Source organism: Thermoactinomyces intermedius, assembly GCF_013912365.1.
GTDB lineage: Bacteria > Bacillota > Bacilli > Thermoactinomycetales > Thermoactinomycetaceae > Thermoactinomyces > Thermoactinomyces intermedius.
This window is the reverse complement of sequence record NZ_JACETT010000033.1, coordinates 115940-139232: the sequence shown is the minus strand read 5'-3', so window position 1 is coordinate 139232 and position 23293 is coordinate 115940. Positions and strand designations below refer to the sequence as shown.

General features: G+C 49.6%; 20 protein-coding genes, 1 pseudogene and 1 other annotated feature. Of the genes and pseudogenes, 3 read left to right on the top strand and 18 right to left on the bottom strand.

All coding sequences use genetic code 11. The features are described from left to right. Positions 1 to 8: 8 nt before the first annotated feature. The 11 genes and pseudogenes from prmA to gpr all read right to left on the bottom strand — a co-directional run bounded on the left by prmA (position 9) and on the right by gpr (position 13534). Entirely contained in the window at positions 9 to 953 is a 945-nt protein-coding gene (prmA, locus tag H1R82_RS08290; protein ID WP_181730951.1) for a 50S ribosomal protein L11 methyltransferase, read from the bottom strand. 58 nt (positions 954 to 1011) lie between these two features. Further along, a pseudogene (dnaJ, locus tag H1R82_RS08285) lies at positions 1012 to 2132 on the bottom strand (molecular chaperone DnaJ). A 125-nt stretch (positions 2133 to 2257) separates the two neighbouring features. Then, positions 2258 to 4108, bottom strand: coding sequence for a molecular chaperone DnaK (dnaK, locus tag H1R82_RS08280; RefSeq protein WP_181730952.1), 1851 nt, complete (start codon positions 4106 to 4108; stop codon positions 2258 to 2260). A gap of 47 nt (positions 4109 to 4155) precedes the next feature. Next, positions 4156 to 4788: a nucleotide exchange factor GrpE gene (gene grpE, locus H1R82_RS08275; RefSeq protein WP_181730953.1), complete on the bottom strand. Its 633-nt coding sequence runs from the start codon at positions 4786 to 4788 to the stop codon at positions 4156 to 4158. 13 nt (positions 4789 to 4801) lie between these two features. Beyond that, positions 4802 to 6346 (bottom strand): TCP-1/cpn60 chaperonin family protein, encoded by a 1545-nt coding sequence (locus H1R82_RS08270; RefSeq protein WP_181730954.1) that lies wholly within the window; start codon positions 6344 to 6346, stop codon positions 4802 to 4804. A 73-nt stretch (positions 6347 to 6419) separates the two neighbouring features. Beyond that, on the bottom strand, positions 6420 to 7454 hold the full coding sequence (gene hrcA, locus H1R82_RS08265; protein ID WP_181730955.1) for a heat-inducible transcriptional repressor HrcA: 1035 nt from the start codon (positions 7452 to 7454) through the stop codon (positions 6420 to 6422). Positions 7455 to 7548: 94 nt separating this feature from the next. Beyond that, a complete protein-coding gene (gene hemW, locus H1R82_RS08260; protein WP_181730956.1) occupies positions 7549 to 8700 on the bottom strand; it encodes a radical SAM family heme chaperone HemW in 1152 nt (383 codons plus the stop codon). A gap of 58 nt (positions 8701 to 8758) precedes the next feature. Continuing rightward, the gene (lepA, locus tag H1R82_RS08255) at positions 8759 to 10573 is read right to left on the bottom strand and encodes a translation elongation factor 4 (protein WP_181730957.1); all 1815 of its coding nucleotides are present in this window, start codon (positions 10571 to 10573) and stop codon (positions 8759 to 8761) included. Between the two features lie 137 nt (positions 10574 to 10710). Beyond that, positions 10711 to 11064, bottom strand: a complete 354-nt coding sequence (locus H1R82_RS08250; RefSeq protein WP_181730958.1) for a DUF3679 domain-containing protein — start codon at positions 11062 to 11064, stop codon at positions 10711 to 10713. 21 nt (positions 11065 to 11085) lie between these two features. Continuing rightward, positions 11086 to 12225: a stage II sporulation protein P gene (gene spoIIP / locus H1R82_RS08245; RefSeq protein ID WP_181730959.1), complete on the bottom strand. Its 1140-nt coding sequence runs from the start codon at positions 12223 to 12225 to the stop codon at positions 11086 to 11088. A gap of 196 nt (positions 12226 to 12421) precedes the next feature. Next, positions 12422 to 13534, bottom strand: a complete 1113-nt coding sequence (gene gpr, locus H1R82_RS08240; protein ID WP_181730960.1) for a GPR endopeptidase — start codon at positions 13532 to 13534, stop codon at positions 12422 to 12424. A 157-nt stretch (positions 13535 to 13691) separates the two neighbouring features. On the opposite strand from gpr, the gene rpsT reads away from it, so the two are divergent. Then, positions 13692 to 13955, top strand: coding sequence for a 30S ribosomal protein S20 (gene rpsT, locus H1R82_RS08235; RefSeq protein WP_037994564.1), 264 nt, complete (start codon positions 13692 to 13694; stop codon positions 13953 to 13955). Positions 13956 to 14048: 93 nt separating this feature from the next. Here rpsT and trpS read toward each other — a convergent pair whose 3' ends face one another. Then, a complete protein-coding gene (gene trpS, locus H1R82_RS08230) occupies positions 14049 to 15026 on the bottom strand; it encodes a tryptophan--tRNA ligase (RefSeq protein WP_181730961.1) in 978 nt (325 codons plus the stop codon). 53 nt (positions 15027 to 15079) lie between these two features. Further along, positions 15080 to 15300: a binding site (T-box leader), on the bottom strand. Between the two features lie 125 nt (positions 15301 to 15425). On the opposite strand from trpS, the gene H1R82_RS08225 reads away from it, so the two are divergent. Both H1R82_RS08225 and H1R82_RS08220 read left to right on the top strand, forming a co-directional pair. Further along, positions 15426 to 15947, top strand: a complete 522-nt coding sequence (locus H1R82_RS08225) for a CcdC family protein (RefSeq protein ID WP_181730962.1) — start codon at positions 15426 to 15428, stop codon at positions 15945 to 15947. Between the two features lie 145 nt (positions 15948 to 16092). Then, positions 16093 to 17382 carry a phytoene desaturase family protein gene (locus tag H1R82_RS08220; protein WP_181730963.1) on the top strand — a complete coding sequence of 430 codons (1290 nt, stop codon included), beginning with the start codon at positions 16093 to 16095 and terminating at the stop codon, positions 17380 to 17382. Between the two features lie 43 nt (positions 17383 to 17425). Here H1R82_RS08220 and H1R82_RS08215 read toward each other — a convergent pair whose 3' ends face one another. The 6 genes from H1R82_RS08215 to H1R82_RS08190 all read right to left on the bottom strand — a co-directional run bounded on the left by H1R82_RS08215 (position 17426) and on the right by H1R82_RS08190 (position 23264). After that, a complete protein-coding gene (locus H1R82_RS08215; protein WP_181730964.1) occupies positions 17426 to 17995 on the bottom strand; it encodes a hypothetical protein in 570 nt (189 codons plus the stop codon). A gap of 88 nt (positions 17996 to 18083) precedes the next feature. Beyond that, entirely contained in the window at positions 18084 to 19109 is a 1026-nt protein-coding gene (holA, locus tag H1R82_RS08210) for a DNA polymerase III subunit delta (RefSeq protein ID WP_181730965.1), read from the bottom strand. Positions 19110 to 19126: 17 nt separating this feature from the next. Next, positions 19127 to 19810, bottom strand: coding sequence for an anti-sigma factor (locus tag H1R82_RS08205; RefSeq protein ID WP_181730966.1), 684 nt, complete (start codon positions 19808 to 19810; stop codon positions 19127 to 19129). Then, a complete protein-coding gene (locus H1R82_RS08200) occupies positions 19792 to 20349 on the bottom strand; it encodes an RNA polymerase sigma factor (RefSeq protein ID WP_037994578.1) in 558 nt (185 codons plus the stop codon). Before H1R82_RS08200 ends, H1R82_RS08205 begins: the two co-directional genes overlap by 19 nt. Positions 20350 to 20473: 124 nt before the next feature. Then, entirely contained in the window at positions 20474 to 23005 is a 2532-nt protein-coding gene (locus H1R82_RS08195) for a DNA internalization-related competence protein ComEC/Rec2 (RefSeq protein ID WP_181821641.1), read from the bottom strand. Then, positions 22965 to 23264 (bottom strand): DUF6881 domain-containing protein, encoded by a 300-nt coding sequence (locus H1R82_RS08190; RefSeq protein ID WP_198053087.1) that lies wholly within the window; start codon positions 23262 to 23264, stop codon positions 22965 to 22967. Before H1R82_RS08190 ends, H1R82_RS08195 begins: the two co-directional genes overlap by 41 nt. Between the last annotated feature and the right edge of the window lie 29 nt (positions 23265 to 23293).

The window sequence follows — 23293 nt, the reverse complement described above, 5'->3', positions numbered from 1 at the left end:
CTGCCATTTTACCATTTTTTTGCGACAATGGCTACCCAGCCATCCATATGAATCTTTTCCAGTACTTGAAGCCCGCACGAAACCAGGGACTGCTGCACTGCATCCGCTTTTTCCTCAATGATCCCCGAGCCGATAAAAATACCGCCGGGCACCAGGACACGCGGCAAATCAGGAACCATCGGCAAAATCAATTCCGCCAACAGATTGCCGACGACAACATCCGCCGTTTGGGACACCCCTTTTAACAAATCGCCTTTTTCCACCCGGATCACGCTTTCGACCGGATTGAAGCCAATGTTTTCTTTTGCCTTTTCCACGGCCAGGGGATCATAATCCAACGCCAATACTTCCTTCGCTCCGAGCATGGCGGATACAATGCTTAAAATGCCGCTTCCGCAGCCCACATCAATCACCTTGGCATCGCGCGGCAAATATTTTTCCAAACACTGAATACACAGCTTGGTGGTCGGATGCGTCCCGGTTCCAAAAGCCATTCCGGGATCCAGCATGACAATTTTTTCATCCGGGCTTTCCGGCTCATATTCTTCCCACACCGGCTTGATGGTGATCGTATCGGTCACCCGGACCGGTTTGTAATAGGTTTTCCATTCGTTTTCCCAAGACTGTTCATTCACGCTTCGGATTTCGACCGATCCCTGACCGGGGGACAAGCCGAATTGCTTCAACGATTCCAGTTTCTCCTTGACTTTTTTCACCAGGGCTTCCGGATCGACCGATTGCAAATCAGACAAATAAGCTTTAATGACCACGCCTTCTTCCGGATAATCCTCCGGAGTCAATTCGATGATTTCCCCGTAACGTTTTTCAAAATCCTGATTTAAGACGTTCGAATCTTCGATGGCAACCCCGTCGGCCCCCATCACCTGCAAAAATTCACTGATGGCTTCTGCCGATTCGTGGCTTGTACGGACACTCACTTCCAGCCAATCCATCCACTCATTGCTCCCTTCACATCAAAGAAAAAACGGGCGAAATTGCCCGTTTCTCTCTCTACTCGCCTCGAAATGCCTGTTTCATCTTATCGAAAAAGTTTGTGCTTTGTTCCTGTTTGATATATTCGCCGCATAAATGGCTGAAATGACGCAAAGCTTCTTTTTGTTCCTCTGTCAATTTGGTTGGTGTAACCACACGGACTTTTACGCGCAAATCCCCTTCTCCGTATCCGCGTAAACGGGGAACACCTTTTCCGCGAAGGCGAAACTCGGTTCCGGTCTGTGTGCCGGCAGGGACTTTCAGTTTGGCACGGCCGTTTAAGGTGGGAACGATCACTTCATCTCCCAGTGCAGCCTGTCCAAAGGTGATCGGCAGTTCACAGACCAAATCGTCGCCTTCTCTTTTGAAGAATTCATGCGGTTTGATATAAACGGTAATGTATAAGTCCCCTGCCGGTCCGCCGTTTTGGCCGGGTTCTCCTTCCCCGCTCACGCGCAGTTGCGCACCTTCGTGAATCCCGGCAGGAATTTTGACGTTGATTTTCTTTTTCCGTTTCACTTGGCCGGTTCCGGAACATCCGCTGCATTTTTCACGGATGATTTTACCCGATCCGTTACATACCTGACAAATCCGCCGGTTCACAATGCGACCGAAAGGCGTATTTTGTACCACTTCGGATTGCCCGGTTCCTTGACAGGTGGAACAGGTCTCCGGTTGGGTTCCGGGTTTGGCCCCTGAACCATGACATTTTTCACACGTTTCGGTCCGCGGAATCGCCACTTCCATATTTTCCCAAAAACCGCATCTTTAAACTCCACTGTCAAACGGTATTCCAAGTCAGCCCCTTTGCGGGGAGCATGCGGATTGGTGCTGCGGCGGCCGCCGCCGAAAAACATGTCAAAAATGTCTCCAAAACCAAAATCGGCTTCAAAACCGCCGGCGCCCCCGAATCCCTGGTTGGGATCGGCATGTCCAAAGCGGTCATATTGCGCCTTTTTCTGCGGATCGCTCAAGACTTCATAAGCTTCTTTAATCTCTTTAAATTTCTGCTCCGCATCTTTCTCTTTGTTTACATCCGGGTGGTATTTACGCGCCAATTTCCGATAGGCTTTCCGTATTTCACTTTCCGAGGCGTCACGACTCACGCCAAGCACCTCATAATAATCGCGCTTGCTCACCGGGTCACCTCCCCTTCATTGATGAAACGATTTGGTTTTGACCTTTCACAAAAAAAGGGAAAGTCAACTCAAGGCAGAGCCCCGACGCTGACTTTCCAGTCGAGGAGAACTCTTCCTGCTCCTCCTTACTTCTCATCCTCTTTCACTTCTTCGTATTCGGCATCCACGACATTGTCATCTTTTTTCTGACCGGAGTTGTCACTGCCCCCTTGGCTTTGTTGGGCACTTTGTTGTTGCATTTGTTCGTACAGTTTGATGGAAAGTTGTTGCACGGCTTGTTCCAGTTCTTCAATGCCTTTTTTGATGGCTTCGTCGTCATCTTTTTCCAAGGCTTTTTTCAACTCATCTTTGGCTTTTTCCGCTTTGTCTTTATCTCCGGCGTCCACTTTGTCGCCAAGATCTTTCAAGGTTTTGTCCGTGGTGAAAATCAGCTGGTCGGCTTTGTTTCGAAGCTCCACTTTTTCTTTTCGTTTTTTATCTTCTTCTGCATGCAATTCGGCATCTTTCACCATCCGTTCAATCTCTTCGTCGGACAATCCGCTGGAAGATTGAATGGTGATGGCTTGACTTTTTCCGGTTGCTTTATCTTTCGCCGATACATTGACAATCCCGTTTGCATCAATTTTGAAGGTGACTTCGATTTGCGGGATGCCGCGAGGTGCCGGCGGAATGTCGGTCAATTGGAAACGTCCCAATGTTTTGTTGTCCGCTGCCATTTCCCGTTCCCCTTGCAGAACGTGAATGTCCACCGTGGTTTGGTTGTCGGCAGCCGTGGAGAAGATTTGAGATTTCTCCGTCGGGATGGTCGTATTCCGTTCAATCAATTTGGTGAAGACGCCACCGAGGGTTTCGATTCCAAGGGAGAGCGGGGTGACATCCAGAAGAACCACGTCTTTCACATCTCCGGACAAGACACCGCCTTGAATGGCTGCACCCATGGCCACCACTTCATCCGGATTGACCCCTTTGCTGGGTTCTTTTCCGATCAATTTTTTAATGGCTTCCTGAACGGCCGGAATCCGTGTCGATCCTCCAACCAAAAGAACGCGGTCAATGTCTTCCGGTTTCAGGCCGGCATCATCCAAGGCCCGGCGGGTCGGAACCATCGTTCTTTCAATCAAATCCGAGCTCAGCTCTTCAAATTTCGCTCTGGTCAAGGTGACTTCCAGATGTTTCGGTCCGGTTTCATCAGCGGTCAAAAACGGCAGGGAAATCGTCGTGGTCAACACACCGGACAAGTCTTTTTTCGCTTTTTCCGCTTCATTTTTAAGACGTTGCATCACTTGGGTGGAATTGGGGTCTTTCCGCAAATCAATTCCGTTTTCTTTTTGGAACTCTTCGATCAGATAATCAATGATCACCTGGTCGAAGTCGTCCCCACCCAATTGGTTGTCTCCGCTGGTGGCCAAAACTTCAAAAACCCCGTCGCCCAGTTCCAGGATGGAAACGTCAAAGGTTCCCCCACCGAGGTCAAACACCAACACTTTTTGGTCGTCGGTGTTGTCCAAACCGTAAGCGAGTGCGGCGGCTGTCGGCTCGTTAATGATCCGAAGCACTTCAAGCCCGGCAATTTTTCCTGCGTCTTTGGTAGCCTGACGTTGACTGTCATTAAAATAAGCCGGCACGGTAATGACCGCTTGCGTGACTTCTTCCCCCAGGTAGCTTTCAGCGTCTTGTTTCAGCTTTTGCAGGATCATCGCCGAGATTTCTTGCGGGGTATATTTTTTTCCGTCAATATCCACTTTATAGTCCGTTCCCATGTGCCGTTTGATCGAAACGATGGTTTTGTCCGGGTTGGTGATCGCTTGCCGTTTTGCAGCTTCCCCAATCAAACGTTCCCCGGATTTCGAAAAGCCGACAACCGAAGGAGTGGTGCGCCCTCCTTCCGCATTGGCAATGACCACCGCTTCTTTTCCATCCATAAACGCAACACAGGAGTTGGTTGTACCCAAATCAATTCCAATCACTTTACCCATAAACTGCTACCTCCCACTTCAGTGACAAATATGAAGATAGATCTCATCTATTTACTGACTTTCACGATTGAAGGACGAATGACGCGGTCCAAGTAGCGGTACCCCGGTTGCAATTCTTCAACCACCATTCCGGATTCCACATCATCCGCTTCAACCTGCATCACCGCATTGTGTTCATGAGGATTGAATGGTTTCCCTTCGGTTTCAATTAAAGTGAGTCCTGCTTGGGACAACACATTTAAAAATTGCCGGTACACCATTTCTATGCCTTCTTGAAGCGCCTGGACATCCTGATTGGAATCGGCGGCATCAAGCGCCCTCTCGAAATTGTCAAGGACCGGCAGTAAGTTTTCCAAAAAAGGAACCACACTGTATTTCAACGCTTCCTCTTTTTCCTTGCGGGCACGCCGGCGGTAGTTTTCGTAATCGGCCAACGCCCGCAAGTACAATTCTTTGTTTTCTTCTGCTTGTTTTTTCCAATGATCTGCAGATTGTCTGGCATCTTCCAACTCAGCCTGCAACTTCTCTAGCAATTTGTCGCCGTCTTGTTCTTCTTCGGAAACCGCCTCTTCCTTTGGTGGTTCCTTTTGGATATGTAATTCTTTTTCTTCCCGGTTGGGCTCCTGCTCTAAACGGGCTTCTTCCGGTTGATGCTGGAGCTCATCTTTTTCTTGATCCATCTTAAAAATCCTCCTAAGTTTTTGAAACGGGGTCTTCTTTCATTTTCACAATGGCATGAATTCGCAAGATGGCGATCGCAACCTCACCGGCTGTTTTCAGCGCATGTGCTTTCACCAGCAACGGATCGACCACACCCATTTCAATCATATCGACGATCGTGCCACGATCGCAATCCACACCCAAGGAGTCGGATTGGCGTTTGGCTTGAAAAACTTTGACAGACTCGATCTTTTCCAACGGATTAAAGCCTGCATTGGCCACTACTTGTTTCATCGGCTTTTGGAGTGCTTCCGCCACGGCAGACACGCCGAACCGTTCCGTTCCCTGGATGGTTTCCCGGTAAAGTTCCACATGGCGGGCAATAAACAACTCAACGGCGCCGCCTCCCGGCACAAAACCGCCCCGGATGGCAGCCTGCACCGCCGATGCCGCATCTTTGGCAATGCGTTCCTGCTCTTTAATCACATCTTCCGTGGTCGCCCCGACCACAATGGTGGCATACGGCTTGCCTTGCCCGCCGGTCACGCTCACACATTGAAGCTCGTTGTCACCGGCAACCTCTTTGCACACACCCAAAAACGGCTTCATGCCGTCCGGCAAGCTGCGGCGCAAAGCGCTCCGCTTCACAATCCTCGCCCGGGTGTGCTCCGCAACTTTTCTCAGATCATCCTCTGCCACGTTTTCCACCACGACGATCCCTGCATCCGCAAAAACACTCTCTGCATACGGATCAACGGAACCTCCTGCCACAATCAGCCCCACATTTAAATGAATGATGTGTTCCAACATCACATAAAACTCTTCTTTTAATCTTTCTTGTTTGTTGTTCTGATCATCCGACGCGAAATCTTCCAAGTCCTGATCCGGTTCCAAGGAATCCGCCAAAACGAGCACAAGCGTCTCTCCTTTTTTCCGCTGCACCTCACTGTCCGTATGAGGCTGCTTGAGAAGGACCCCCGGAACCACCCGTGTCTCGCTGCGGGGATGGGCCATGACACAGGATGAAAACTTAAATCCTTTATCCAACAACTTTTCCCGTCCCAAGATATGCGCGGCTTCGGTCACCGCCATCGTGATGTCTTCATCCTCGCGGCAAGCGGTGAATGCAATCCGCTGCAGCCACTCATCATCTAATTCGTAGATGGGACGTGCTTTTTCCTGCATTTTGTGCAATGCAAACCGGATTCCTTTTTGTATCCCGTCAATGACTTTGGTTACAGGAACCCCGTGCGCCACTTGTTTAACCCCTTCATCCACCAGCGCGGAGGCCAGCAACGTGGCGGTTGTCGTTCCATCCCCCATCTCCTCCTGCTGCGCTTTGGCAACGTTGACAATCATTTTCGCAGCCGGATGCTCCGTCTTCATCAGTTCGAGGATGGTGACGCCGTCATTGGTGACCACCACTTCGTTTTTGGAGTTGACCAGCATCGTATCCAGCCCTTTGGGCCCCAAGGTGGAGGATACGGCTGAAGCCACCTCTTTCACGGCTTTGGCATTACTCTCCAATGCCGAGATCCGCGCATCCGGATTACGGACCAAAGACTCTTTTCCGGGCAACGGGTATTCCCCCTTTCTATACACAGGGACGGGGGATTCGGATCCCCCTCCCTCTCAAAACCATGATAATCCATTAATCGCCATTTTCAAAAAACGAATCCAAACGTCTTGAGAAATCTTTTGCCAACAACTGAATGATTCCGATCACCCGCCCGTAATCCATCCGGGTCGGGCCCAACACGCCGATGGTGCCAACAGGTTCCCCATTAATCATATACGATGCGGAAATGATACTACAATCCCTCACGGCTTCCAAATGGTTTTCATATCCGATGCGGACCTGCACCCCTTCGGAAGAAGTTTGGAGAAGGGATATGATCTCATCGTCATTTTCAAGGAAGTCGAGCAGGGATTTCATTTTATCCACATCACGGAATTCTGGTTGTTCCAAAATCTTCGTCGTCCCGCTGGTATACAAGCGTTCGTCCGGCTGGGCCTGCAGAATTTGATCCAGCAAGTCAGTCAGTTTTTCAAAATGGTCCACATGCCTTTGCAATTCGTCGGCCAGCTCTTTGACGACAATCTGTTTCAATTTGGAAATGGGAGAACCGGTCAAACGGAAGCGGAGGAAATTCGTCAACCGCTCAATCTCCGACAATGATACCCCTTCAGGTACGGTGATGTGCTGTTGGTAGACATGACCCGTATCCGTAACCAATATGGAAACTGCAGTCCGGTCGTTCAGAGGAACGATTTGCAGATGTTTCAATTTGCTTTCCGAAATTTTTGGCCCCAAGATAAAGGTCATATAATTGGTCAGTTGTGACAAAATTGAATTTGTATGTTTGATTGCTTGCTCGACATGATCCATCCGTGTGACATAATAATCATGCAAAGCCATTAAATCCTTCTTAGACCACATATACGGCTTCAACAAATGATCGACATAAAAACGATACCCTTTTTGTGAAGGTACTCTTCCGGCAGATGTGTGCGGTTGTTCCAAAAATCCCATTTCTTCCAGATCAGCCATGACGTTGCGAACCGTTGCGGCACTAAAATGAATTCCTTCTTTCTTGGAAACCGTGCGTGAACCAACCGGTTCAGCAGATAAGATGTAATCATCAATGACTGCCCAAAGGATCATCTTCTGCCGCTCGCTTAACATCTGCCTCCCCTCCTTGTTAGCACTCCTGAAGGACGAGTGCTAAAAATACTATTTTTAAATTACCAAACGGCTGAAATGATGTCAACGGATGCCTCTATAATTCCACGCCGTTGAGAAATGAGGCGAACACCTCATTTCCAAACAAAAGACCTTTTTCCGTCAAGGAGATCCAATCTCCCTCCATTTTGATGAATTTTTGACTTTCCAAATTCCTCAAGACCGTGCCAAACACTTCTTCCGGCCGGCAACCGTACCGGCGGGCAAAACGGGAACGTTCCACCCCTTTTAACAGGCGGAGGCCCAGAATCATGAAGTTTTCCATATCTTCTTCCCGGTGGACCTGATACGATTCTTTCACCGGCAAATCCCCCTGCCGGATTTGGTCGATATAGGCCCGGACCCCCGTCACGTTCGCATAGCGGGTGGAACCGACATAGCCGTGCGCCCCGGTCCCCAAACCATAGTATTCTTCATTCAGCCAATACGTGGTATTGTGCCTGCTCTCCCTTCCGGGCTTGGCAAAGTTGCTCACTTCATATTGGATATACCCCTTTTCCTGCATAAACGAACGGATCAATTGGTACATCTCAAACTCTTCGTCTTCTGTCGGAAGCGGCAACTCCTTCCGCTGGTGCAAGTGATAAAACACCGTGCCCTCTTCGATTTTCAGGCTGTAACAGGAAAAATGCCCCGGATCGAGAGACATGGCTTCATTTAATGTATGTTTCAGATCATCGACGGTTTGCGTCGGGAGACCGAACATCAGATCCAGTGAGATGTTGTCAAAACCGGCCTTGCGGGCAGCGTCGACACTTTCCCGGATTTCCCCGGCGCTGTGAATGCGCCCGATTCTCTTTAACAGATCCGGCCGGAAGGTTTGCGCCCCAAAACTGATCCGGTTCACGCCTCCTTCGCGCATGACGGAAAGCAGTTCGGGACTGGTGGTGCCGGGATTGGCTTCAACGGTGAATTCCAGCCGGCCGGACCAATCCGGAAAATGAACTCGCAAATCCCGAAGGAGCTTTTCCATTTGCTTCGGAGTCAACACGGTCGGGGTGCCGCCTCCGATAAAAATGGTTTCAATTTCTTGCGGTTTGGTTGCTGTTGTCACCATCTCCATTTCCCGCTTCAACGCATCCAAATAATCATCCACCGGCTGCCCGCCCACGACATAAGCCGTAAAGTCACAGTAATAACATTTATTTGTACAAAAAGGAATATGAACATAAACCGATTTGGGCGGCAAAACCCCCACCTCCTTGATAAAAGCCGCAAGCGTTTTACCCGCCTGCGGCTTTTCCTCTTTATTTCTGTTCGTCAATCTTCAGCACGGCCATGAAGGCTTCTTGGGGAACCTCCACGCTTCCCACGGATTTCATTCTTTTCTTTCCTTCTTTTTGCTTTTCAAGCAGCTTTCTTTTGCGGCTGACGTCACCGCCGTAACACTTGGCCAATACATTTTTGCGTACGGCACGGATGGTTTCCCTTGCGATCACCTTGTTGCCGATGGCCGCCTGCACGGGCACTTCAAACATTTGCCGCGGAATCAGGCTTTTCAGCTTTTCCACCAACGCCCGGCCGCGCTGATAGGCACGATCCCGGTGAACGATAAACGACAAGGCATCCACAATCTCTCCATTGAGGAGAATGTCCAGTTTCACCAGATTCGATTCCTTGTAACCGACCAATTCATAATCAAAGGAGGCATACCCTTTGGTGTTGGATTTCAACTGGTCGAAAAAGTCATATACAATCTCGGCCAAAGGCAACTCATAAACCAGGTTGACCCGGTTTTGATCCAGGTAATCCATATTGACGTATTGTCCCCTTTTATTTTGGCATATCTCCATCACCGCACCGACATAGTCGTTGGGAACCATGATGCTGGCTTTCACATACGGCTCTTCCACCCGGTCGATCTCCTGCACTGGCGGCATCAAGGTCGGATTTTCAATTTCCAACATCGTGCCGTCAGTTTTGTGAATCCGGTATACCACACTGGGAGCGGTGGTGATCAATTCAATTCCAAATTCCCGTTCAATCCGTTCCTGGACAATCTCCATGTGCAAAAGCCCCAAAAAACCGCAACGGAAGCCAAAGCCGAGCGCTTGTGACGTCTCGGGCTCAAAAGACAAGGAAGCATCATTCAATTCCAGCTTTTCAAGGGCTTCGCGCAAATTGTCGTAGTCGGACGAATCCACCGGATACAACCCGCAAAAGACCATCGGATTGATGCGCCGGTAACCGGCCAACGGCTCTGCAGCCGGGCGGTCCCGGTCGGTGATTGTGTCCCCCACCCGGGTGTCGCGCACGTTTTTGATGTTGGCACAGACAAATCCCACTTCACCGGCCTTCAACTCATTGGTGATCACGGGGCGCGGTGCGAAAACGCCGACTTCGGTCACTTCAAACGTTTTGCCCGAGGCCATCATCCGGATGCCCATGCCCTTTTTGATCGATCCCTCAAAAACACGGGTATAAATAATGACGCCTTTATAGGAATCATAAACCGAATCAAAAATGAGCGCCCGAAGCGGAGCGGATTCATCCCCTTCCGGCGGGGGAACCTTTTCCACAATCTGCTCCAGAATCTCTTCAATCCCGATGCCGGCTTTCGCCGATGCCAATACCGCATCACTGGCATCCAACCCAATCACGTCTTCAATTTCCTGCTTCACGCGCTCCGGGTCCGCACTGGGTAGATCGATTTTATTGATAACGGGAATGATTTCAAGATCGTTTTCCAAAGCCAAATAAACGTTGGCCAGCGTCTGCGCTTCCACCCCCTGGGAAGCATCCACCACCAGCAACGCTCCTTCACATGCCTGCAAAGAACGGGAAACTTCATAGGAAAAGTCCACATGTCCCGGCGTATCAATCAGGTTCAACACATACTCTTTCCCATCCCTGGCTTTGTAGGGGATACGCACGGTCTGCAACTTGATGGTGATTCCCCGTTCTCTTTCCAAATCCATCTGATCCAGGAATTGATCTTGCATTTCCCTTTCGGACAAAGCACCCGTTTTCTCCAAAATCCGATCTGCCAACGTCGATTTCCCATGGTCAATGTGGGCGATGATTGAAAAATTTCGTATCTGTTTCTGATTCTTGTTTTCCATTCCCGTTCTTTTCCCTCCTGCAAAATGCAAGACTGCATTCCTAAATTATATCAGCAGACACAGGAGGATTCAACGACATAAAAAAAGCACAAGGACCGCGGTCCCCATGCATCTGCCGGGATGGGAGACGGAAAAAGCTATGATCTTGTCCAGGCAAACAACCGGTCGGCCAATTCGCGCAACAGTTCGCGGATCATCGTGCCGACCTGATTTCCGGTCTCCGCAAGATAATTGGTCCCTTCCCTCATTTCCCGCCCGGTGCTTTTTTCCGGATTTTTTGCACCGGCTTTCGCCGACGCTTCTTCGGACCCGATGGTTTGGCCGAAGACGGAGATTTCGATTTTCCCTTCCTGCGGAGTGATTTGAATGGCCCGTGGCGCCCCTTCAATCCCTTGCATTTTTTGCATATTCCGTTCCGCAACGTCCATCCCGATGAAAATGCCGAAAACCAACATGGACAAAAGCCCGATGATCTGCACCCAAACCCGCATGTTTCTCCACCTCAAACTGATTTAAGATCCTTCTTGCTGCATCACCGGCGTGGCATCATGAATCCGCTGCGCCAGCACTTCCGCCAACACTTCGACCGACCGGTATGCTTCTTCGAAGGTGTTATCCACCCCTCCCACTTCCACAAGCATGCTGTTGGGGGATAAAGACTGGTTATATTCACCGTTGTTCCCATTTGTCCGTTCTTTAATAATCACCGCCCGGGACAAACCGGGATATTGTTTGTTGATTTCTTTGTGCAACTCGCGGGCCAGCTTCAGATTTCTCTCAAAATGCTTGCTCGATTTTCCCACGACAAAAGCGAACCGGGCGTAACTTTTCCCGTTATATGTTTTGGTGGTTTTGTCCCTTCGTTGCGCATCCCTGTGTAAATCGATCAAATAGGTGATCCCTTCGTGCTGCCCCATCACGGATTGCACCATTTTCCTCGATTGCTTGTACGCTCCCGAATCCCAGGTGTATTTCCGTTCAGCCGTGACCGCCCCGATGCCCATCTTCTCGAGCACTTGGGCCAGATGTTGAGAGACGAGCGTGATGTTTTTTTCGATATGCGATGCTTTCTGCGGATTTTTTTCTCCCAACTCCGGCAAGTAAGACTCCCAAAAATGCGTTGAGTAAATCAAAACTTTTTTCTCTTTGATTCCGCTTTGGGTTGTGCTGGTGCGGTCCTGATCCGGTTTTTCCATCGCCTTGATAATCTCTTTTTCCAATTCGGGAGGAGGCGCCGATTCAATGGGAATCGATGTGTAATCGACATCAGCACTTGCCACGTCAATTTCGCTGTCAAAAAGTGCGTACATCGGCAACTCCCGGCCCAGAAAGGTACGGGGATCTTGTAAATTCATGCTGGTCAACAGTTCAAATGTCATGCGGGATACAATCCCGTCCAATCCGGCCGAACCGATTTCTTCCTGAAAATACGGGATGTTCTCCCCCATCACCATGGCCAGGGTTTTGGCCGATATGTGGGAAGCCACCCGGCTGAAATCCGAACCCTGCATACTGTTTTCGGCCTGAACCATGACCCAGGCTCCCACAAACGAAAACAACACCGCGATGGCCAAAAATAAAAAAACCAAGACTCTTCTGGTTCGCGGACGTGCCAAATTTAACGTCATAAACCTTCGATACCGATGATTCATCCGGTTCACCCTTTGCCAGCTTGTCTCTCATCCCTAAGCTATGAAAAAACCGGCAAAAGTAGAACCTATGAGACTTAAAAAATACAGGAGAAGGGTTGATAGAAATCCAAACCGGCTTCTCAAAAACTCTCTCAAAGCATAAAAAACAGAAGCCTGTCCGCTCACAAGCTTCCGTTTTTGTTCCCGTCCGCCGTCTTCAACTGATGTGCGAAGCCACATTATCCATCGTCACCGCATCATGCAAGGCACAATTGACGCCGTTGGCAATCATTTTGGCCACATTGGCAATAAATGAATCCACTTCTTTGGGAGTCACGATCAGGTTCTGTCCCAACGGGGAAAGAACTTCATGAATGAGCTGACGTTTTTCCTGTTCATCCAGACGGCCGAACATTCCCAACACTTCCCGCGCGGTGCCGGAAGGAAGCTGATAGTTTCTCAAATCCTTCACCGTCGGGCGGTTGTAAGGATCCAGCGGATTGTTTCTTTCGCCATGAATTTCCCTTCCCAGATGGGAGGTGACAAAATCAATCGTGTCATAGGCAATGGTCACCGCATCCACCACAGTGGGAACCCCGATGGCAATTACGGGAACCCCCAACGTTTCCCGGGTTAACGCTTTTCGGTTGTTTCCGACCCCGGATCCCGGATTGATGCCGGTATCCGCCACCTGAATGGTCGTGTTCACACGGGTCAGGGCACGCGAAGCCAGCGAATCAAAAGCAATGACAAAATCCGGTTTGGCCTTGTCCACCACTCCCCGGACAATGTCGCTCGTCTCCAGTCCGGTCAGTCCCAACACGCCCGGGGACAACGCGCTGACCGACCGGTATCCTTCCTGGACGGATTCCGGTTCCAGCTCAAACAGATGACGGGTAATCATGGTGTGCTTCACCACCAAAGGCCCCAATGCATCGGCCGTGACATTCCAGTTGCCCAGCCCGACGATCAGGCAAGAATCTTTTTTTCCGATCCCGGCTTCCTCCAAAAACCGGGCGAACTGCTCAGCAAAATGGCCCGCCACTTTCTGGCTGAAGACGGAATCTCTCGATCTGAGTTCCGGAGCTTCAATGGTTAAATAAGTCCCCGGCACTTTTCCCATCTCTTCCGCGCCCCGGTCATTTTCAATCCAAATCCAACTGGTGGTGATCCCGTCCTCCGTCTTTTCCTCGATCCGGACCCCCGGAATGGAACCGTCCCCGCTCCTGTTCCTTTTGGTTGCCAATTCATGCGATTCACGCGCCAAATCGGTCCGGATGTTATACCGGCTCAAATCCACTTGATGACCTTGTGATGGATCCTGATTCATGTTTCTTTTCTCCTTCCATTCACTTCCTCCTGTTTTTAGTTTGCTTGATGTCATTGGATTTATTCTTGGGGGATTGTTGCTTTTTGCCCTTTCCCATGCTAGAATATTGCATGTTGCATTTTAGGGATGCGGAATCCTTGTACGGGAGGTGAATTCATTGGCAAACATCAAATCGGCAATCAAACGTGCGAAAACCAACGAAGAGCGCCGCAAACGCAATGCTTCCCAAAAATCGGCAATGCGTACGGCTGTGAAAAAGTTTTTGACCGCTGTGGAAAATCAGGACAAAGAACAAGCACAAGTTCTTTTCGGTCAAGCAACCCGCAGCCTGGACAAAGCTGTCACCAAGGGTTTAATCCATAAAAACGCAGCTGCCCGCAAAAAATCCCGTCTTGCCAAAAAGTTGAACGCTTTGGCCTGATGCACGGTTCCATAAAAACGACCCCTTTGACCGGGTCGCTTTTTTATACAAAAAAGATGCCGCCGGTAATTTTCCGGGGCATCTTTTTTCATGTCACAAGATTCCCATGGCATCTTTCATTTTGCGCAGGGTGTCCTCGGCCACGACTTGGGCTTTTTCTTTTCCTTCAGCCAATACCTTGTCCACATAATCGGTATGCCGGATTTCCCGGTACCGCTCTTGAATCGGCGCAAGATGATCGACCGTCACCTCGATCAAATCCTTTTTAAATGCACCATACCCCACCCCTTCGTACTGTTTCTCCAGTTCCGGGATGGACTTTCCGGAGAGCAGGCTGTAGATCGACAGCAAATTGCTGATCCCCGGTTTGTTTTCCACGTCAAAACGGACTTGGTTGTCCGAATCGGTCACTGCACGTTTCAATTTTTTCTCAATGGTTTTCGGATCGTCCAGCATCGCAATGTAATTCATTGCGCTTTCCGCGCTTTTGCTCATTTTTTTCTTTGGTTGATCCAACCCCATGATGCGGGCCCCCACTTTTCCGATCAGCGGTTCGGGAATGGTGAACACTTCCGCATAATCCCGGTTGAATCGTTGTGCCAAATCCCTGGTCAGTTCCAAATGCTGCTTTTGGTCTTCCCCGACCGGCACCTTGTCAGCCTGGTACAGCAAAATATCCGCCGCCATCAACACCGGATACGTGTATAATCCGACCAGTGCCGATTCCGATCCTTTGCCTTTTTCTTTAAACTGAATCATCCGGTCCAATTCCCCGACACGGGCGACACATTGAAGCAGCCAGCTTGCTTCCGCATGGGCTTTCACTTGTGACTGGGCAAACAGGGTCACTTTTTCGGGATCCAGCCCGACCGCCAGATACAAAGCGGCGACATCTTTGGTTCTTTCCAAAACCTCCTTGGGATCTTTCGGAATGGTGAGCGCATGCAGGTTCACAACGCAAAAGTAGCATTCCGCTTCATTTTGCAACCCGACAAACTGCCTGATGGCCCCGAGATAATTTCCCAAATGCAACATCCCCGTCGGTTGCACTCCGGACAATACTCGCGTCATCCAAAATCACTCCTTTGCATCCAAAAAATATTCATATAAAAAAACCCGCCCCCAAAAGGGACGGGTTTTTGCCCGCGATACCACCCTTGTTCACCTGAAAAACCAAGGTGCACTCAACAGATAACGGTCTCCCCGTTTTTCCCTACTGAGGGCGCATGCCCCGTTCGGGAAAAAAGCTCCAAAGTCCATTCACACAGGTCCCTGATTGGCTTGCACCACCCGCCAACTCTCTGAACAGTTCCCCTGTGCTACTCCTCTTTTTCAACGCTTTTTGTCCATATCCATTTGTACCTGACGATTGAAAAATATTTTCCTAGAACGATCTGGAAAAGTCAAGTATATATTATTTACAAGCTTCTTAAATTGTGCTAGTTTTTTTATCATACAAGGAGGGACGGCATGATGCATTCTATCCCCGTGAATGTCAAAGTCATTGCACCCATTTTTGCTTTCATCATGGCACTGACCGTGATTTTCGTGCGAATCAAAGCGGCTGACAAACCGACCAACGCCAAAAAAATACTCATTCCGCCGCTTGGAATGAGCACAGGTTTTTTGATGTTCCTGTACCCGCCTGTGCATATCCCCTGGTCTTGGGCCATCGCGTCTTTTTTGGTCGGGGCTCTTTTTTTGTCCATTCCGTTGATTCAAACGTCCAAATTTGAAATCATCGACGGACAGGTTTACCTGAAACGTTCCCGGGCGTTCATTTACATTCTGTTGATCTTGTTTGTCATCCGCATGTCCCTGCACACATACATCGAACATTTCATCAGCTATTACCAAACGGCCAGTTTGTTTTTCATTCTGGCATTCGGCATGTTGTTGCCTTGGCGGATCGCCATGTATATCCGATATAAAAAACTTTTGTCCACAGAAAAAGATGCATCCGGAAAACCTATGCCCCAAAAATCTCCCTGATCGCGGGAGATTTTTTTGTTTTATTCGATTGAAATTTTCGAATATCTAAAAAAACTATCCACTTGTGACTAAACTTGCTACAATATTACAAGTAGATCGATATTTCTTTTTAAAAATTGTAAACGATCTCAAGGGAGTGTGTCTTGTGTCTAAAAAAGTGATTGTAGCGGGTGGAGGTTTGGCCGGTTTAAGTGCAGCAGCCCGACTCGCTTACAATGGATATGACGTGACATTGTTGGAAAAAGCACCGAAACTGGGCGGGCGCGCCATCACCATTCCGTTGAAGGGATTCAACTTTAACTTTGGCGCCCATGCCATTTATGCCCGGGACAAATCCGTTTTGCGTCGTTATGAAAGCGAAATCGGATTGGAAGTGGACTGGAAAGACTTTTCCCCATCCAAGGCTTATTACGATCTGGGGTCTTATACAACCTTAATGCCTGCCACATTGGAAGGGCTTTACCGCACCAAAATTTTGGATTCGCAAAACAAATGGCGTTTCGCTTATGAAGTGTTCAAAACCATGGCTTCCATCGAAAAAGGGGAAGAAGGCATCCCCATCGGGCAATATTTGGAGAAAGAACCTCCCAAGGTCAGGGATTTGCTGTTGACCATCGCATCATCCAACTTCTTTACCAATGAGCCCGAAAAAATTCCTTCCCCGCTGTTTTTCCAATATTACAAACGCTTATTCTCCACCCAACGTGCCGTCAGTTACATCGGGGGAGGCTGGCAGGCGATTGTGGAATCCTTTAGCAAAATCATTGAAGATCACGGGGGAAAAATCATCACCAAAGAAAAAGTCAGCGGCATCGAACTGGATGGCAACCGAATTTCCAAAATCATCGGGAAAGAAACCACTTACACAGCCGATGAGTACATTTTGTGCATTCCGCCGAAAGAGTTGCACCAGCTTTTTGCCGACACCCCGTATGAATCGACATTCGAAATTTACCGCAACTACTCGTCCACCCAAGTGGTCGTCTATGATGTGGGCTTGAAAGAACGGATCCCGAGTCCGTATACCTATGTATATCAAAAAGAAAAGAAAGTGTTTATCACAGACATTTCCTACTATGATACAACCTGCATCCCGGAAGGCGGACAGTTGATGCAAGCCATCGCCTATCTCAATGACGAAGAAGCGGCCGCGAACAAGGCCAATGAGAAAGTGGCGGACATTGAATCTGTTTACGATAAACACTTCCCCGGCTGGCGGGATCAGCTCGTCGCCAAACGAATTTCGAAAAAAGCGGTTGTTCAGGAAATTAAATGTATTCATGACCAAAAACTTTTGCCGGTGAAACTGTACAGTTTGGATAATGTGTATTTCGCCGGAGACTGGTGCCAGGGCGAAGGGCAACTCTCCGAACTTTCCTTCTCTTCGGCCTATGAAGTCACCAACCGGATCATGAATAAAACCACCGCGTCATAAACAAAAAGGCCGGCGCCTTCATCGCCGGCCTTTTTCACCCGGTTCAAGAAATGAGCAGGATAAAAACGGACCCCAACAAGGTCATGCCCAATACAACACAAGCAAAAATAACGGTAAACAAACTCCGCTCTGCCGCATGAACACGGATTTGTTCCTCTGACAACCGGTCAAAGCGGCGGGCATGGGCAAACAAACTCAAATTCCCGATCAGAAACACTCCCACAATGAAGACCGCGATATACCAAACCGGGATCCCTTCCAAAAAGTACAAATCCTGGCGAAACCAAGCCTGCCCCAAGAAAAATACCCCCAGCACAACAGCCAAAATCACCGATGACAGGTGATATTTCTTCCAAGTCTCACCCAGTTTTTCTTTCTCGTACCGGATCAATTCTTTCATCCCCGGAAAAAGAAGCAACGTCGGGTGAAAAGTTTTCAGCCAAAAGCTGCTGATGGCAACAAGGAAACACAAAACGCCCAAAAGCGTGTAGATCACAAGCGATGACAGTTGTGCCAGCGCCAGCAAAGCCAGGATCCCCAGATAGACGAGAATGAGCACATTGGTATAAATCCGCTGCTTTTTGCGCAGTTCATTCCGTTTTGCCGGATCCATTTTGATCAACTCCTTCCACAGCTACCCCTTCTCTTTAGTATCTTAGCACTGCTGTGTTGATGAAGGAAACAGGACCGGCACATCTTCTTCAAGCAATGGAGTGATGAATGGAGAACAACAACCGTTCCACCGCCAGTTCCTTATCCGCTTTTCCGGATTTGATCTCCTGGTCGGTGGTGATGGCGGAAATCAAAAATTGCCGCAGTTGGCTCTCTGTAAATTTGGCGCCGTTTTTCAAAGCCAGTTTTACCGGATACGGATGGACTTTCAGGAAACCTGCCATCTCTTTTTCGGGCATCCCTTTCTTCACCAGTGTTTTGACTTGCAACATCAGCCGGATTTGCCGGATCATCAGCGCCAGAATCCGGATCGGCTCTTCTTTTTGAAACAGCAAATCCTGCCAAACCATGAGCGCCTGATCGATTTTCCGCTCGGCCATCTTTTCCGTCAGTTTAAAAATGTTATGCTCCAATGTCCGCGGGACAAGCTCTGACACCGTTTGCCGCGTCACCGTTCCTCCCCTTCCCGCATAAGTGACCAGCTTCATACATTCTTGATTCAACAATTGCAAGTTCTCTCCGACCAAAAAGACCAACTCTTTCAAGGCGGAAGGATCAATGGCGACTTGATGTGCTGCAAAACGCCCTTTTACCCAATCCGTCAATTCCTTCCCTTTCAGAGGGGGAAACGAAAGGGTAAAGGCTTTTTTCTGCAAGGCCTTTACCACTTTTTTTCGCTTGTCCAATTGCTCGGAATAAACCGTCAGCACAAGAATACTGGATGGAAGGGGATCTTCCAGGTATTTCAACAGGGCATCCGCATCATGCTGGATCCCTGCAGCCTTTTTTTCGCTTGTGAGGAAATGCGCATGATGCCCGACGATAAACCGCCGGTCTCCGAAAAAAGGAAGGGTTTCCGCTTCCTGGACCACCGTTTGCACCGGCGTTTCCTCCAGATCAAAAATGATGCTGTTGCCAAACGGATCATCGGCAGGCATCCAATTTGTTTTCATCCACCGAACCGTTTCCTCGATCAAAAAAGACTCGGCTCCGTAAAGCAAATATACCGGATGCGGCCCTTTTCTTTTCAATTCTTCCAAACGGGAATGATCCACTTGTTCCACCTCTCACCCTAATGATGAACTTCTTCCTTTTTCACCACATCAATGGTGATCGATTGAGGAGCTTTTTGATCTTGCAGAATGGTCACTTTCAAGGTTTGATCGGTCAACCACTCGATTTTTTGCAAACGCACATCCATCGGCGCAAAAGAACGCTCATATTGAACGGTTCCGTCCGCTTTGGTGACAACCAGCGTTCCTTGTCTCCATTTTGCCTGATAGGTTTCATCCGGCGACCAAACTTGCGCACCGGAATCTTCGGCCGGTGCCGGACCGTCCGTTTTTTCCATCAGGACATTCACTTCTTCCTTCGGAGTGGAATCTCCCATGAGTGTTCCGTTTTCTTTCTCCGCCGGTTGGAAATTCATCCATGCATACATACCGATAAAACCGATCGCCACCGCTGCCGCCATCGCCTTTGCCGCCAACGGCCATCCAAACCGGTGACGGACGGAAGATTCTCTCTCCGGACGCTCCTCTTGATCGATTCGAGCCAAGACATCGCCCACAATATCGCGGGGTGGATCCACTTTGGGAAGAAGGGACAGCTGACGTGAAACCTCCATCAGCTTCTCAGCGTTCTCGCGATCTTTCACTGACTCTGCCAGATGTTTGTTTAACATCTTTTTTTCTGCTTCTGACAAATCAGCGTCCAGATCACGTTGCACCCATTCGATTATTTTTTCATCCGCCACAGGTAATCCCCTCCTTCCTGATATTCGGACAACCACTTTTGCAATTGTTTCCGTCCCCGGAACAAATGAGATTTCACCGTATTTAACGGCAGATTCATGGCTTCTGAAATTTCCTTGTAATTATAGTCCTGGACATACCGTAAAATAATCGCTGTTTGCTGGGGCATCGGAAGACGCCGGATCGCTTGCTTTAAATCGGAGATGATGGCGCCCTTTTCGATCTCTTTGCCTGCATGGTAATCTTCCTGAACAAAATCCTCCTCCATGAACACCACCTTCTTCCGTTTGCGAAACATATCCATACACACATTGGTGACAATGCGTTGCGCCCACGTGTAAATCATGGCATCCCCTTTATACGAAGGCAAATACCGATACACTTTCAGCAATGCTTCCTGGGTTGCATCCAGCGCATCCTGTTCATTCCCCATGATGTAGTAAGCGGTGCGATAGAGCGGCGTTTCCAACTGTCGCAAAATTTCAACCAGTGCTTTTCGCTCCCCTGCCTGTGCCCGCTGAATCAATTCCGAGTCAAGCAAAAAAATAACCCCCCATATTTATTGACCTATTTTCCTACATGTTAGTTGCAAACAGGAGATCTATGTATACAAAAGTAGTATAAAGAAAAAACGGATTCATTTTAAATGGAATATCTTCCGGGGTTCATTCCTTGACGGCACTTACGGTCATCCCCTTCTTCCCGATCTCAAAGATCACGGCTCCTTGTTGGTCGGTCCGCCAAATGGAAATGCCCCTTTTCTTCAATCGTGAAATCACTTCCGGGGCAGGATGCCCGTAGGTGTTGTAACGTCCGGCCGAAATCACCGCATGCTTGGGCTTGAGCACGTCCAGCCAGGTTTCATGGGTGGAAGCCCCACTGCCGTGATGGGCGACTTTTAAAATGTCCACCGCCGGCCAACGCCAGCGTCGAAGCAACCGTTTTTCCGTCTCCGTTCCGATGTCTCCGGGAAACAAAACATGGATGCCGTGAACGGAAAACAAACAGACCACCGAATCCTCGTTGGTGGCTTCCCCTTTGCCTCCGGTCCGGACCGGGTCCGGATGCAAAAACGTCAACCCCGTTCCCTCTTCGATTTCCCAAGTGCGGCCCGCGGCGGCCACATAGACCGGAACTTTTTGTCTGTAAAGTTCCGCCATGAGTTGCCGTTCCTCCTCATTGGCAGGCAAACGGGCATTGCGCACCACTTTTTGCACCGGAAACCGCCGGATCACATCCATTAATCCATTGATATGATCCTGATCTCCGTGCGTCAGGATCAACCAATCGATTTTCCGGATGCCTTGTGATTTTAAGTAAGGCACAATCACATCCTCGCCAGCCCGAAACGGATGCTTTCGCCTTCGCCATGCTTCATGATGATCGTAACGCACATGGCCGCCTCCATCCACCAAAACGGTTTGGCCGCTTGCCGTCTCAATGACCGTGGCATCCCCTTGGCCCACATCCAGAAAAGCCAGGCGTGCCAAAACGTCTTCTTTTCCCGGTTCCGCCCACAAGAGCAGGCCGAGTGCCGCCGCGCTTGCCGCAAGAAAAACCGTTTTTCCGCGCCGGAGCCATGACCAAAGCGCCATCGCCGAAAAGAGGTAGTAAAGGAGGATCCACCACTTTGGAGGAGATGGAAATGCCGGACAAAATGCCTTCCATGTGCTCAGCCACTCCATCCCTCCCTGCATCATCCGGATCCCCGTTTCCATCACACCGGCCGCCCCCATGCCCCCGGTCTCCCAGATCCAGCTCAATCCCAAAAGAAGCAAAGAAACCGGAAGCACGACAAAACTGACGACGGGAGCAAACAGCAGATTGGCGGGCAAAGACAAAAAAGAGTATTCATGAAAGTGATAAATTACCAATGGAAAGGACAACCATTCCGCGATCAGATTGCCTGCGACCGGATAACGTAGCGGTGAGGGGAGCCATGTAAGCAGTCCGGACACTGGTTCCGTCCAGACAATCAATCCGGCGGTCAGCAAAAAACTGAGCTGAAATCCGGCTTCAAACAATTGATAGGGATTCCACACCAACAAAAGACAAAAAGCACTCCCCAAAAAGGACAAACTGTCCCCCGGCTTTCGAAAAATCAAGGCAATCATCGTCAACCCCGCCATGACCGCCGCACGGACCACCGGGGCCCCAAGACCGGTGAGAACCGCATAAACCGGCAGTAATCCGATGACAATCCATGCCGCCTTTTCTCTGGTCAGGCCGATCCATTTTAAAATATAATATACGATCCCGGTCAGAACCGTAACATGCAATCCGGAAATCGACAACAGATGAATCAAGCCCAACCGGGTGTATTGCCGTTCCCATTCCGGATCCACTTCCAACCGTTCCCCCAGCAGCAAGCCGCGCAAATAACCGGACACCGGCTCGTCATACATTTTTTCCAATTGACCGGCCAACTTCTTCCGCCAGGCATCCACCCATCCCACCGGATGCGGCGGGGCTTCTTTGACCATCACCAAAGAATGCAAACCCTTTCCTTTTCCCGTCCAATGAATCTTTTGCCGGTATAAATATGCCCGGTAGTCCATTTCCCCCGGGTTGGAACGTGGAGATGGTTTTTCCATCCGGATTGGAAGCCGGATCCGGGAATAACGGCGCAATTGTCCGGCCTTTTCCGCTTCTTCTTCTGTTTGCAGAGAAAGGAAAACCCGGATTTTTTCCCGGTTTCCGTTGATCACCCGATCCTTTTGTTGCAAGCGGGCCAGTTTCAGGTCAAAGCGGAGCACATCCCCGTCCACGACAGGCGAAGAAACGATGGTTCCGGCAGCAGTCATTTTTTCCCCTTCCACCGTTGCCGGAATTTGGCTCCGGTTTTGCCCGTCCACCCAAGAAAAATGCGCAGCAGCCAAAAACAGCGCCGACAAAAAAATCCAAACCGGCCGCCCTTCCCGAAAGAGGTAATCATAGCAGACGCCCGAAAGCAAGAAAGAAACGGCCATTCCGAGGAACAAAGCCGCATGGTTCCCTATCCGGTCCGCCAACAAAATCCCGGCTCCCCAGGCAATTCCTGCAACCACAAAAGGACGCCGCAATGCCCATCTTCCTTCCTTTCTTCCGTTTCCATTCATTTCGACATTTTCCGACGATTCCCTTTTGGCCGGTTCTTCCACCAAAAAACGCACGGATTCACCGTGCGTCCCCCACTGTTTCCTTCCAAATTTGTTCAAACTCTTCTTGGGTGATTTCCTTCGGAAAAAAGATTTCATACGGGTCTTGCGCGATCTCCTCCAGCGGCGGAACCGGCAACTTTCCCAATCCGGTCGGACCTGCCTCGATATCATCATAAGCATATCCGATGCTTCCGTCCCGGAACACTTCCACTTTCCGCACTTCGTACCGGTTTTCGTCCAGTTCGGAACAGATTCTCACGGGCAGGTCGTCATGGTCATGCACATGATCCACCATGATGTAAATTTTCCGGCTCAAGTTGGATCTTCCGCCTCCTTCAGCAAAAA